Below are 13,659 nucleotides of genomic sequence, written 5' to 3'. Positions count from 1 at the left end.
GCACAAAACTAGCGTAAAATACACAGGTTTAATGGGTGTTTTTTTACAACCACATCTAGATAAAAAATTTTGAAAAAAGCAACATGGTTGGTAACGCATGGCAATAACACAGACGACTGCTTCGCCGATTGGGGTGTTTGATTCAGGGGTAGGGGGCTTGTCGGTTTTTGCCCATTTGACCCAACAATTGCCGAATGAAAATTATATTTACCTTGCCGATACCTTAAATGTGCCGTATGGCTCAAGGCAGAGCGATGATATCCGTGAATTGACGGTGCAAGCGGTGGATTTTTTGGTAAAACAGGGCTGTAAATTGGTGGTGATTGCGTGTAATACCGCTTCGGCGTATGGGTTGCAGGCGGTACGAGAGCGGTTTGCTGATTTGCCGATTGTGGGGCTAGTCCCTGCGTTAAAACCTGCAGTTTTTACCACGCATACCAAGCAAGTAGCAGTGCTTGCAACCCCTGCGACTTTGCACGGTTATTTGTTAAATGATATTATTGATGAATTTGCTAAACCCAATGGGGTCAGTGTGCATAAGTATAGCGTGGCAAGCCTTGTGCCATGGGTGGAAGCAGGAATGCCAAGTGAACATCAAGCGGTGCTTGAGCTTGAGCAATTATTAACGGAAATTCAACAAAAAAATGTCGATGAGTTGGTACTTGGTTGTACCCATTTTCCTTTTTTTAAGCCCTATTTGGCAGAAAAATGGCAAAGTTTGTTTGTACATTCATCGTTACATATGATTGACTCTGGTCAAGCGATTGCCCGGCGTGTGGCATCATTACTAGCTATGCGAAATTTGGAAAACAGCAAAGAAAATAATGATAGTGAGCGGATGGCGTTGCAGTTTTTTAGCACCGCAAATCCACTCGGTACAAAACAAGTCGCAACTCGGTTGTTAAATCAATTTAATCGTGACATTTTGATTGATTTTTATCAGGTTTGACACTATATCAAATGGCTAACTAAAAATTACGACCAAAAATGAAAAACATTAAGTGAGGATGTTGTGCTTATTAGTCTTAAACAACGTTACCATATTCATGTTTGTTTGGTGCGAAACGAACATCCAGAATTTGAAAATGCGTTGCAACTTGCCTTGTCAGACGATTATTTTTTGACGTGGGATTTGATTGCTCATCCGATACAATTTATGGATTATAGCAAACAACAGATTGACCGATGTGATTATTTGATTTTTGCATTGGGCAATGGCTACGGGCATCTAAGTCCATCAGGGGTGAGTAATTTGCATTTAAGCTATATTTATGCGTCCACCAAGAAAAAACCGATGCTTGCTTTGATAAAAGCTCAAACCCCTGCGTTTGAATATTCACGTCAGCGGTTAGATTTGGCATCGCAAATTGAAAAAGACCTTGGCATGAATGCGATTTATTTTCAGCGTAGCCAAGAGGCGATTTTGTCGTGCAAGCAGATTTTGCAAAGTTTAGTCAATGAATACCCGACCACAGGTTGGGTGCGTGCCAAAGAGCCTAATCCGCCGATCCGCCAACCAAAAATTATCCAACCAAAAATCTTAGCCAATGGCGACACTGCCCCTGCCCCTGTGAAAAAATCGGTTGAACCAAAAATTACGATTAACCGTGATGATATCGTATTGGTAAATTATTCGGCTCACGCTTATCAAGACGGTAATTTGCAAGACGTCATCGCCGCACACACCTTTACTTGGGGTGAAGTGTTGGATTTGTTAAGCCGTTTACCACATCCATTCAGCAACGATATGATGTTAAAACAGCTCAATGAATCGCTAAAAGATTTGGCATTGGCAGAAGCCAACAAAATTTTACCAAACGTACACGCCGTATCTCGCTGCAAAATCAATGACGTGGATTTTCAATGGCTAAAACAGCAACTAGTCAGCAGTGGTTGGCTAATTTCTGCTAAAAGTGAACATAGCACTCGTGAATTGTGGCGAGTAAAACCACAATAAAATCAATGTAAATTTATGTAAAAAAGGAAAAGCGATGCAACATTTAACCAAAGAAGCCAATATTTTGGAAAAAGAAATTGACCATTTGACCGAAATCATGCACGATACTGAGCAGTTTCGTACGCTAGAAGAGCAAGTTGCGGACATGAAACGCCGTGGCATTGAACCAAGCGAAAGCTATGAAAAATGGGACGATGGAGAAGACGAAGACAAATAAGTAATAATTTTGGCTAAATTCATTTATTATTTATCTTGTTAAAAATTTTTGATTTTAATTAACTTAATTAAAAAATTATTGTAGGAAAATTTATGGCTCAATACATCTACACGATGAACAAAGTCTCCAAAATCATACCGCCCAAGCGTGAGATTTTAAAGGACATTTCGCTCTCTTTCTTCCCTGGTGCCAAAATTGGCGTTTTGGGGCTAAACGGTGCAGGCAAATCCACCTTGCTACGCATTATGGCAGGCGTGGACACCGAATACAATGGCGAAGCTCGCCCCCAAACGGACATTAAAATCGGCTATTTGCCCCAAGAACCCCAACTTGACCCCGCCAAAGATGTGCGTGGCAATGTGGAGGACGGCGTGCGTGAAGCATTGGACGCCCTTGACCGCCTAAACCAAATCTATGCCGAATATGCCGAGCCTGATGCTGATTTTGATAAATTGGCGACAGAGCAAGGCAAAATGGAGGACATCATACAGGCGTGGGACGCTCACAACCTAAACACTCAGCTTGAAAAAGCAGCGGACGCCCTACGCCTGCCACCGTGGGACGCTGATGTTTCGAAGCTGTCTGGCGGTGAAAAACGCCGTGTGGCATTGTGCCGACTGCTTTTGTCTAAGCCTGATATGCTCCTCCTTGACGAACCGACCAACCATTTGGACGCAGAAAGCGTGGCGTGGCTTGAAAGATTTTTGAAAGATTATTCAGGCACGATTGTGGCGATTACCCACGACCGCTACTTTTTGGACAATGTGGCAGAGTGGATTTTGGAGCTGGACCGTGGCTATGGCTATCCGTATGAGGGCAATTATACCGAATGGCTAGAACAAAAAAATAAACGCCTAGAACAAGAGCAAAAGCAAGAAGAAGCCTTTGCCAAAGCCTTAAAGCAAGAACTAGAATGGGTACGTAAAAACCAAAAAGGTCAGCAAGCCAAATCCAAATCTCGCCTAGAACGCTTTGAAGAAATGAACTCTCGTGAGTTTCAACAACGCAACGAAACGGCTGAGATTTACATTCCACCAGGACCAAGACTTGGCAACAAAGTCATTGAAGTTAAAAATATCTCCAAATCCTTTGACGGTCGCTTGCTGTATGAAAACTTATCATTCACCGTACCGCCAATGGCGATTGTGGGGATTGTTGGTCCAAATGGGGCAGGTAAAACCACGCTGTTTAATATGATTACAGGCAAAGACACACCTGACACAGGTACAGTAGAAGTGGGTGAGAGCGTCAAAGTCGCCTATGTGGGGCAGGTGCGTGATAATCTGGACGACAAAAAAACCGTGTGGGAGGAAGTGTCAGACGGCTTGGATATGATTACGGTGGGCGAGTACACCACGCCAAGCCGTGCGTATATCGGACGCTTTAACTTTAAGGGGCAAGACCAACAAAAACTGGTTGGTAACTTATCAGGCGGTGAAAGAAATCGCTTGCAACTTGCCAAAACCCTAAAACAAGGCGCCAATGTCATCTTGCTTGACGAACCGTCCAACGACCTTGATGTGGAGACCTTGCGTGCCTTAGAAGAGGCAGTAGAGGTGTTCCCTGGTACGGTGATGGTGGTGTCGCACGATAGATGGTTCTTAGACCGTATTTGTACGCATATTTTGTCATTTGAGAATGAACAGCCTGAATTTTTTGACGGCAATTATTCAGAATATGAAAAATGGCGTAAAGAAAAACTAGGTGCAGACGTAACACCTAAGAGAATGAAATATAAGAAGATTGGGGGTTAATCTTAACTCGCCTTAGCATAAATGCCTTGCACGATTGTAGGGCATTTATGTTTTTAATCAATGAATTTTAAGGGTTAAAAATGAAAGTTAAACAATTACAGTTACAAAATTATGGGCGTTTTGATGATTTAACAATGGAATTTGCCCCCAATGGAGAGACAAAGGGCAATGTTACCATTATTGTAGGCAATAATGGGGCAGGGAAATCGCAGATTTTGCAGGCATTGGCAACTGGGTTTAGTTGGTTTGTGGGTGGCATTAAAAATAAAAGTGATGGTTTTGAAATTGATAAAAAATTCATTAAAAATGGATTTAATGATACTTGTGTAAATATGTATGTGGATTTTAATAAATTTAATTATAAAAATCCATTGCCTTTTGATGATGTAGATAAAAAAGAAACAAAATGGCGATTTATGACCGTAAAAGATGGCAGAAATTCTTTTTTTAAAAATCAAAAACACGAATTGGATAAAGTAATTGAGAATTATCGTGAAAATTTAACCGATGATATAAACCTATCTCTCCCTTTGATTATTTATTATCCAGTAGAGCGTTCTGTTATTGGTAATTCACAAGCAGATATTTTGAGTAGTGATTTTGAGCAATTTGATGCTTATTTTGCTTGCACTGATGGTTTTGGTATTGATTTTTATGATTTCTTTAAGTGGTTTAAACAAAAAGAAGATTTAGAAAATGAAAAACAAAGATATTCTAGCCAGCAATTATCAAAATTATTAGAAATATTTGAAAAAAATAAAGGTCATCAAATTTTAGATGGTATTATTGATAATATTCAAAATATAGAAATTGGTGATAGGCTATTAAATGAAGTGCGTGAAGCCATTGAACGCTTTACCGATTTTAAAAATATCCGTATTGAACGACAAGGCACACCCAAAATGGTGGTAGAAAAAGACGGTGAAAAATTAGATGTCAATCAGCTTTCACAAGGTGAAAAATCCTTACTTGCCTTAGTGGGTGATATTGCTCGCAGATTGGCAATTTTAAACCCAAGCCTTGATAATCCCTTACAAGGCGAAGGGGTGGTATTAATTGATGAAGTGGATTTGCATTTGCACCCCAAATGGCAACAAAATCTGATTGATAAACTGACCAAAACTTTTCCTAATGTCCAATTTATTTTAACCACCCATTCACCGCATATTGTGAGTGATAATCCTGATGTTTTGGTTTATGCTCTTGATGACGGTCAATTGCATAAATTCGGTAATGTTTATGGTGAAGATGTCAATACTTTATTAAATGATGTGTTTGATGTTTCTCGTTTTACGCCAGAAATTGATAAAAAATTTAATGACATTCGTCGAGCCATCAGTCATCAAGAATTGGATAATGCCGAAAGTTTAATCAATCACTTAGCCCAAGAAGTTTCGCCAAATCATACAGAATTATTAAAAATGCGTTTAATGCTTGCCCAAGCCAAATTAACTTTAAATCAGGCGGATTAAAATGCAATATATTGATAAAAAACTTACTATGCCCATGGAAGTGCAAAATTGGATTAAGAAAAATAATCCAAAAGAATGGTTGAGTGATAAAGAAGAAGAGATTTATATTATATTACGGGAGCAGTTACGCCAAGAGCAAAATAATTTGTGTTGTTACTGTTGTCAAGCGTTAAAAGAATATGTAAAAATTGAACATATCAAAAGTAGAGATAAATATAAAAAACTCATTTATAAATATGATAATTTATTGCTATCTTGCACCACACCAAAGCAATGCGATAACGCCAAAGGCAATCAAGATTTATTATTAACACCCTTAATGCAAGAATGTGATGATGAATTAAAAATTAACTTTGCAGGGGAACTAGAAGCTAAAACTGACCGAGCCAAACAAGCCATAGAAATCTTAAATTTAAACAATCGCAAACTGTGCGAAAAAAGAAGGGCAAAAATTGATATGATAAAATTTACCTTTGACCCCAATTCCATATTAATGCCACCTGTTAAAGTTTTGGATAAAGATACTTTACATTCAATGATTATAGGTGAGCAGTACTTTGAATTTCAGTATATTTTAAAGAAATTAAATTAAGAAATTAAAATGACACCCCTAGCCAATTTCCACGCCCTATTCACATATCATCACTCGTGGCAAGGGGTAATTTAAATAGTGTTTTGCAATTAAAACAGGGTGTTTAACATAGGTTAGACGAATGTAATTTTTTGGTGGTTTACCTTATCTAACAGTGACCGCAGAACATAAAGACTTATAATATCAAAATCTCATTCATCTCAAGATTTATCCATGATAAAACGAGCATAAAATATTGTCAAAAATGGCATAATGAACATCTGGATTTTAACAATCATCTTTAGAATTTGATTAAAAATGATTAAAATCAATCTTCATCATCAATAACAATTCTCATTATCATCGATTTACCCCCTTAGTATTATTCCCCTTAGCCGTCAAGTTAATATTTTAATTGGTATAGATTGGTTAAAGTAGCACTGTGAAATTTTGTCTAAATAATTGCCAAGCATGCGACAAACGATTGGCAAAACTAGCAAAAACTATTAGCCAACGCCCTAAGGGGGAATTATGAGCCATCTACTTGACCAATTTAAATTTTTTAAGAAAAAAACAGGCGAATTTGCCGATGGACACGGTGAACTCCGCAACGAAAACCGTGAATGGGAAAACTCGTACCGTGCCAGATGGCAGTTTGACAAAGTCGTCCGCTCAACGCACGGCGTAAACTGCACAGGTTCTTGCTCATGGAAAATTTTTGTCAAAAACGGCATTGTTACATGGGAAACCCAACAAACCGACTATCCACGCACACGCCCTGATTTGCCTAACCACGAACCCCGTGGCTGTCCGCGCGGTGCGTCCTACAGTTGGTATATGTATTCTGCCAACCGTGTCAAATACCCAAAAGTGCGTAAGCCATTGTTAAAATTATGGCGTGAAGCCAAAGCCAAATATTCAGACCCTGTGGACGCATGGGCAAGCATTGTTGAAGACCCTGCCAAAACCGTTGAGTACAAATCAAAACGTGGTCTCGGTGGTTTTGTGCGTTCATCGTGGAATGAAGTCACCGAAATTATCGCATCTGCCAATATTTATACAGCTAAGCAATACGGCCCTGACCGAATTATTGGTTTTTCGCCCATTCCTGCCATGTCCATGCTAAGCTACGCATCGGGTGCCCGTTATTTATCCATGATTGGCGGAGCGTGCTTATCGTTTTATGATTGGTATTGTGACTTACCACCAGCAAGCCCAATGATTTGGGGTGAGCAGACCGACGTTGCTGAGTCTGCTGACTGGTATAACTCGGACTACATCATTGCGTGGGGGTCTAACGTACCACAAACGCGTACGCCAGACGCTCACTTTTTTACCGAAGTACGTTATAAAGGCACAAAAACCGTTGCCATCACGCCTGACTATGCTGAAATTGCCAAACTTTGTGACCTTTGGTTAAATCCAAAACAAGGCACGGATGCAGCCCTTGCCCAAGCCTTCTGCCATGTGATTATCAAAGAATTTTACATCAAATCGCAAAGCGATTATTTTTTAGATTATGCCAAACGCTATACCGACTTGCCAATGCTTGTGATGGTTGAAGGTGAAGGCAAAAACGCTCGTGCGGGACGCTTTTTACGGGCCTCAGATTTGGTTGACAATCTAGGTCAAGAGAACAAACCAGAATGGAAAACCATCGCCATTGACAATAACGGCGAATTGGTTTCACCGTATGGCTCAATCGGCTATCGTTGGGGCGAAAAAGGTCGCTGGAATCTTGAAAATAAAGAAGGTACGTGTAACGGTGACGTTGATTTAAATCTATCACTCAAAGGCTCAGAGGAAACTGTGGAACTGGGTTTTGATTATTTTGGTGGGGACGAACACCCCTACTTTACCGCCATGCCGGGTGATGATATTCAATATAAAACCTTGCCATGTCGCACCATTTTACTTGCCAATGGTCAAACTGCCAAAGTGGTAACTGTGTTTGATTTGATGGTGGCAAACCTAGGTGTTGATAACGGTCATGGCGGTAGTAATGTTACCGATGATTATAATAATGCCAATATCGCAGGTACACCTGCTTGGCAAGAGAAAATTACAGGCGTGAGCCGTGAAAAAGTCATTCAAATCGCCCGTGAATTTGCTGAAAATGCCCACAAAACCCATGGTAAATCAATGGTCATTATCGGGGCGGGTATGAACCACTGGTATCACATGGATATGAACTACCGTGGCGTGATTAATATGCTTATGCTCTGTGGCTGTATCGGTCAATCAGGCGGTGGCTGGGCACATTATGTCGGACAAGAAAAACTGCGTCCACAAGCAGGCTGGGCACCTGTTGCCTTTGGGTTAGATTGGCATCGTCCACCACGCCACATGAATGGCACAAGCTTCTTTTACAACCACTCAAGCCAATGGCGTCATGAAAGTGTGTCTGCTCACGAATTATTGTCCGCTCATGCTGACAAATCACAGTTCCCAGAGCATATGCTTGACTACAACATTCGTGCCGAACGTGCAGGCTGGCTACCGTCCGCCCCACAGCTTAATCGCAATCCATTGAGCATTGCCAAAGAAGCTAAGGCTCGTGGCTTAAGCGTGCAAGATTATGTGGTGGAAAGCTTACAAAACGGCTCACTGCGTTTTGCCTGTGAACAGCCTGACAATCCACAAAACTTCCCAAGAAATTTATTTATTTGGCGTTCTAACTTACTCGGTTCATCAGGTAAGGGGCATGAATATATGCTGAATTATTTGCTTGGCACCAAGCACGGTATTTTGGGCGAAGAAACTGTTCACGACGGCTTAAAACCAACCGAGATTGACTTTGTGGAAAACGCCCCAACGGGTAAATTAGACCTTGTGACAACGCTAGATTTTAGAATGTCGTCCACTTGTCTATATTCGGATATTGTCCTACCGACCGCAACTTGGTACGAAAAAGAAGACATCAATACATCGGATATGCACCCATTTATCCACCCACTCACCGCCGCCACTGACCCTGCGTGGGAGTCAAAAACCGACTGGGAAATTTATAAACTGATTGCCAAAGAATTCTCACGTCTGTGCGTGGGTCACTTAGGTACAGAAACTGACGTGGTCACCTTACCAATGCAACATGACAGTGCGGACGAATTAGCTCAGCCATTTGGTGGTACTGACTGGAAAACTATGGGCGAAAAACCCGTACCAGGGATTAACTGCCCGAACATTAAGGTTGTTGAGCGTGATTATCCGAACACTTATGCGAAATTCACATCGCTCGGACCTTTGATGGACAAACTTGGCAATAACTCTAAAGGGATTGATTGGAACACAAGCGAAGAAGTTCATCAATTAGGTGATTTAAACTACCGTGTCACTGATGAGACGATTGCCAAAGACCGCCCACGCATGAACAGCGTGGTGAATGCCATCGAAACCGTGCTTATGCTTGCCCCAGAGACCAACGGTCATGTGGCGGTAAAAGCGTGGGCAGGCTTGTCAGAGAAAACAGGGCGTGACCATACGCATTTGGCAAAATCATCGGCACATGAAAAAATCCGCTTTAATGACATTGTCGCCCAGCCTAGAAAAATCATTTCTAGTCCAACGTGGTCGGGTCTTGAGTCCGAAAAAGTCAGCTACAACGCAGGCTACACCAACGTGCATGAGCTAATTCCATGGCGTACATTGACAGGTCGTCAGCAGTTTTATGTGGAACACCCATGGATTCAAGCCTTTGGTGAGCAAATGCAACAGTACCGTCCGCCGATTGATACCCGTACGACCGAAGCCCTAAAACGCTATAAGTCTAACGGCAATAAAGAAGTGATTTTAAACTTCTTAACGCCACACCAAAAATGGGGTATTCACTCAACCTATTCAGAAAACTTACTTATGCTGACGCTCTCTCGTGGTGGACCGATTGTTTGGATGAGTGAAATCGACGCTCAAAAAGCAGGCATTGCCGATAATGATTGGATTGAAGTGTTTAACCACAATGGGGCAATCACCGCACGTGCTGTCGTCTCTCAGCGTGTCAAAGAAGGCATGACCATGATGTACCACGCCCAAGAAAAACTGGTGAATATTCCAGGCTCTGAAAACTCAGGCACACGTGGCGGTATCCATAACTCAGTCACTCGGGCGATTTTAAAACCCACGCACATGATTGGCGGTTATGCCCAGTTCTCGTACAGCTTTAACTATTATGGTACGGTCGGCTGTAACCGTGATGAGTTTGTGGTGGTGCGTAAGATGGCAAATATTGACTGGCTAGAAGGTAAGCCTGACGACAGCTTGCCACGTCCATTGCCTACCACTTTAGAGCAGGTATAAGTATTTAGATGAATGGTTTGGATTTGAGTAATTTTTTATAATTGCTCAATCCTAGAAAATATTTAATTAGATTGAAAAGGAAAACCGTTCGATTGAGCTAAGTTGAAGTGTAGATTTAGGTTTGCCAAGCTCACCACGAACGGAAAATTTATCCAACTTTTAATCTAATTGACCTAATAATAACAACTTTAAATCGGAGCATCCACCCATGAAAATTCGCTCACAAGTAGGCATGGTGCTTAATCTTGATAAATGTATCGGCTGCCACACCTGTTCGGTTACCTGTAAAAACGTCTGGACCAGCCGTGAAGGTATGGAATACGCATGGTTTAACAACGTAGAGTCTAAGCCAGGTATCGGCTTTCCCAAAGAATGGGAAAACCAAGACAAATGGAAAGGTGGCTGGATAAGAAACGCAGACGGCTCAATCAATCCAAAAATCGGCGGTAAATTTAGAGTTTTAGCGAATATCTTTGCCAATCCTGATTTACCAACGATTGATGATTATTACGAACCGTTTGATTTTGATTATCAGCATCTGCACACCGCCCCAATCAGTGAACATCAGCCAATTGCCCGTCCACGCTCGCTTATCACAGGGAAGCGTATGCAAAAAATCGAGTGGGGACCTAACTGGGAAGAAATTTTAGGCTCAGAATTTGCCAAACGCCGTATTGATAAAAACTTTGATGCTATCCAAGCCGACATTTATGGACAATACGAAAATACCTTTATGATGTATTTGCCACGTCTGTGTGAACACTGCCTAAACCCAACCTGCGTGGCATCTTGCCCAAGCGGTGCGATTTACAAACGTGAAGAAGACGGTATTGTCTTAATTGACCAAGACAAATGCCGTGGCTGGCGTATGTGTATTTCAGGTTGTCCTTACAAAAAAATCTACTACAACTGGAAATCGGGCAAATCTGAAAAATGTATTTTCTGCTATCCACGCATTGAGAGCGGTCAACCAACGATTTGCTCTGAAACCTGTGTCGGTCGTATCCGTTATTTGGGTGTATTATTGTACGATGCTGATAAAATCAAAGAAGCAGCAAGCACACCGAACGAAAAAGATTTGTATAAGGCTCAATTAGATGTATTCTTAGACCCGAACGACCCCAAAGTGATTGAGCAAGCCTTAAAAGATGGTGTACCAATGAGCGTGATTGAGTCTGCCCAAAAATCCCCTGTGTACAAACTGGCAATGGATTGGAAATTGGCACTACCGTTACACCCAGAATATCGCACCTTACCAATGGTGTGGTATGTGCCGCCACTATCGCCAATCCAAAACGCCGCTGAAGCAGGTCAAGTCGGTATGGACGGACTTATCCCTGATGTGGACAGTCTGCGTATTCCGCTACGCTATCTTGCCAATATGCTGACCGCTGGCGATGAAGAGCCAGTACGACTTGCTCTAAAACGCTTACTTGCCATGCGTTCTTATAAACGTCTACAACTGGTTGAAAAACAAGATGCTCAAAGCGTGCTTGATGCGGTGGGCTTAACCAAACTACAAGTGGAAGAAATGTATCGCTATCTTGCCATTGCCAACTATGAAGACCGCTTTGTCATTCCAAGCTCTCACCGTGAAGAAGCAATGAGCGATGCGTTTGCTGAGAAAAATGGCTGTGGTTTTACCTTTGGTAACGGCTGTACAGGTGATAGCGACACACATATGTTCGGACAACGCAAAACCAATCGCCGTGAGATGATTGACACCGTGCAGACGTGGGAGCTGTGATATGGCAGATTTTAAATTATTAAAAGTCATCAGCCTACTCATGGATTACCCAAGCCATGAGCTATTCGCTGATGATACGCTTGATGAATGTAAAACTATTGTCAATGCGTCTGTGCTAATCAGCCCAGAAGTTCGCAGTGAAGTGATTGATTTAATTAACTATCTACAAAACTTAGGCGAACTTGAAGCTCAGTCTGTGTATGATGGCTTATTTGAGCGTGGGCGTTCATTATCACTGTGGCTTTTTGAGCACGTTCATGGCGAAAGCCGTGACCGTGGACAGGCGATGGTGGATTTGATGGACCAATATCAAGACTTAGGCTTTGAGATTGATGTTAAAGAATTGCCCGATTATTTGCCGATGTATTTGGAATTTTTATCGTATAAGTCAACACAAATTGATGACGACATTGAAATTCGCATGGATATTGCCGATGTCAGCCATATTATTGCTATACTTGGCGCAAGATTAAAACAGCGTCACAGTCCGTATTTGGCACTGTTTTATGCGTTATTGCAAGTGGCTGGTAAACCGATTAGCCTTGTTGATGATGAAATTGTGAAACTCACAGGCGAAATCCCTGACGATACCAAAGATGCCATAGACAAAGAATGGGAAGAAGAGATGGTGGACTTTATGAGTGCCGAGCAGGAAAATAGCTGTCCAAGCAACCAAACGAATAAACGTATCGCTGAATTACAAGGCATTCAAGCACAAAGTCATGCTGACGTACCTGTGCATTGGGTCGGATTTGACAAAAGCCCTAAAAACGCTAAGGCAATAGAACAAGGAGCAACATTATGAATACCATGATTGCAGAAAACTGGTGGCACGTTTTTTTATTCGGAATCTATCCTTATATCGCTTTGACGGTGTGTATTTTCGGCTGCTGGGCAAGATTTGACTTGTCGCAGTACACATGGCGGGCAGGTTCAAGCCAAATGTTATCCGACAATTATATGCGTACGGCGAGTAACTTATTTCATGTTGGCATTATTGTGGTGCTTTTGGGGCATTTTTTTGGTATGTTTACCCCGCATTTTATCTATGAGCGGTTCATTAGTGCACCACATAAGCAATTGGTTGCGGTGATTGTCGGCGGTATCGCAGGTGTGCTGTGTTTGATTGGGCTTGTCATGCTCATTTGGCGACGTTTCACAAACCCACGCATTAGCCATACGTCTACTTTTGGCGATAAAATGCTGCTGGTGATTATCTTGGTGCAGCTGCTCATGGGGCTTGGCACGATTTGGTCATATCCTGCTCACAAAGACGGTGAGCTGATGCTAAGCCTTGCCAGCTGGGCACAAAACCTTGCCATTTTACGCCCTGTTTACGCAGCGTCGCTCGTGGAACACGCAGGGTTGATTTACAAACTGCACATGTTCTTAGGCACGACCTTGATTCTACTTGTACCATTTACCCGACTTATTCATATCATTTCAGCACCGATTTGGTATCTAGGTCGCCGTTATCAAATTGTACGTCAAAAAACATCGCAATGATTGAATAAGTAATTTGACAATGATTTGAAATTTTTAAAAAACAAAATTTACCGTTTTTCGCCACACATCATCCCAGCCGATGTGTGGTGTTTTTTATGGGACTGATTATCATGCGTTTATATCAGTTGAGAATCATTGGATA

10 protein-coding genes are annotated in these 13,659 nt (G+C 41.8%); all 10 read left to right on the top strand.

The window, feature by feature from the left end:
• Nucleotides 1-97: 97 nt before the first annotated feature.
• The 10 genes from murI (at nt 98) to narI (ending at nt 13,517) form a co-directional block, all read left to right on the top strand.
• On the top strand, nt 98-949 hold the full coding sequence (gene murI / locus A3G3_RS0104350) for a glutamate racemase (RefSeq protein ID WP_019519324.1): 852 nt from the start codon (nt 98-100) through the stop codon (nt 947-949).
• A 63-nt stretch (nt 950-1,012) separates the two neighbouring features.
• Nucleotides 1,013-1,957, top strand: coding sequence for a DUF4062 domain-containing protein (locus A3G3_RS0104345; protein ID WP_019519323.1), 945 nt, complete (start codon nt 1,013-1,015; stop codon nt 1,955-1,957).
• A 34-nt stretch (nt 1,958-1,991) separates the two neighbouring features.
• Nucleotides 1,992-2,174, top strand: coding sequence for a hypothetical protein (locus A3G3_RS0104340; protein WP_019519322.1), 183 nt, complete (start codon nt 1,992-1,994; stop codon nt 2,172-2,174).
• Between the two features lie 92 nt (nt 2,175-2,266).
• Entirely contained in the window at nt 2,267-3,928 is a 1,662-nt protein-coding gene (gene ettA, locus A3G3_RS0104335) for an energy-dependent translational throttle protein EttA (protein ID WP_019519321.1), read from the top strand.
• 80 nt (nt 3,929-4,008) lie between these two features.
• Nucleotides 4,009-5,400 (top strand): AAA family ATPase, encoded by a 1,392-nt coding sequence (locus A3G3_RS0104330; RefSeq protein ID WP_019519320.1) that lies wholly within the window; start codon nt 4,009-4,011, stop codon nt 5,398-5,400.
• 1 nt (nt 5,401) lies between these two features.
• Nucleotides 5,402-5,992: a retron system putative HNH endonuclease gene (locus A3G3_RS13965; protein WP_019519319.1), complete on the top strand. Its 591-nt coding sequence runs from the start codon at nt 5,402-5,404 to the stop codon at nt 5,990-5,992.
• 510 nt (nt 5,993-6,502) lie between these two features.
• Nucleotides 6,503-10,264 carry a nitrate reductase subunit alpha gene (locus A3G3_RS0104320; protein ID WP_019519318.1) on the top strand — a complete coding sequence of 1,254 codons (3,762 nt, stop codon included), beginning with the start codon at nt 6,503-6,505 and terminating at the stop codon, nt 10,262-10,264.
• Between the two features lie 208 nt (nt 10,265-10,472).
• Nucleotides 10,473-12,011, top strand: a complete 1,539-nt coding sequence (narH, locus tag A3G3_RS0104315; RefSeq protein ID WP_019519317.1) for a nitrate reductase subunit beta — start codon at nt 10,473-10,475, stop codon at nt 12,009-12,011.
• A gap of 1 nt (nt 12,012) precedes the next feature.
• Nucleotides 12,013-12,816 carry a nitrate reductase molybdenum cofactor assembly chaperone gene (narJ, locus tag A3G3_RS0104310; RefSeq protein ID WP_019519316.1) on the top strand — a complete coding sequence of 268 codons (804 nt, stop codon included), beginning with the start codon at nt 12,013-12,015 and terminating at the stop codon, nt 12,814-12,816.
• Nucleotides 12,813-13,517 carry a respiratory nitrate reductase subunit gamma gene (narI, locus tag A3G3_RS0104305; RefSeq protein ID WP_019519315.1) on the top strand — a complete coding sequence of 235 codons (705 nt, stop codon included), beginning with the start codon at nt 12,813-12,815 and terminating at the stop codon, nt 13,515-13,517. Before narJ ends, narI begins: the two co-directional genes overlap by 4 nt.
• The last annotated feature ends 142 nt before the right edge of the window (nt 13,518-13,659 follow it).

The sequence above is a fragment of the Moraxella boevrei DSM 14165 genome (assembly GCF_000379845.1).
GTDB lineage: Bacteria > Pseudomonadota > Gammaproteobacteria > Pseudomonadales > Moraxellaceae > Faucicola > Faucicola boevrei.
The sequence above is the reverse complement of the archived record's forward strand: the minus strand, read 5'-3'. Positions and strand labels throughout refer to the sequence as shown.

Excerpts from the sequence above, each read along its gene's own strand:
- A3G3_RS0104340 (WP_019519322.1), top strand. The coding sequence starts at position 1,992 with ATGCAACATTTAACCAAAGAAGCCAATATTTTGGAAAAAGAAATTGAC.
- narH (WP_019519317.1), top strand. The coding sequence starts at position 10,473 with ATGAAAATTCGCTCACAAGTAGGCATGGTGCTTAATCTTGATAAATGT.
- A3G3_RS0104320 (WP_019519318.1), top strand. The coding sequence starts at position 6,503 with ATGAGCCATCTACTTGACCAATTTAAATTTTTTAAGAAAAAAACAGGC.
- narJ (WP_019519316.1), top strand. The coding sequence starts at position 12,013 with ATGGCAGATTTTAAATTATTAAAAGTCATCAGCCTACTCATGGATTAC.
- A3G3_RS13965 (WP_019519319.1), top strand. The coding sequence starts at position 5,402 with ATGCAATATATTGATAAAAAACTTACTATGCCCATGGAAGTGCAAAAT.
- narI (WP_019519315.1), top strand. The coding sequence starts at position 12,813 with ATGAATACCATGATTGCAGAAAACTGGTGGCACGTTTTTTTATTCGGA.
- A3G3_RS0104330 (WP_019519320.1), top strand. The coding sequence starts at position 4,009 with ATGAAAGTTAAACAATTACAGTTACAAAATTATGGGCGTTTTGATGAT.
- murI (WP_019519324.1), top strand. The coding sequence starts at position 98 with ATGGCAATAACACAGACGACTGCTTCGCCGATTGGGGTGTTTGATTCA.
- ettA (WP_019519321.1), top strand. The coding sequence starts at position 2,267 with ATGGCTCAATACATCTACACGATGAACAAAGTCTCCAAAATCATACCG.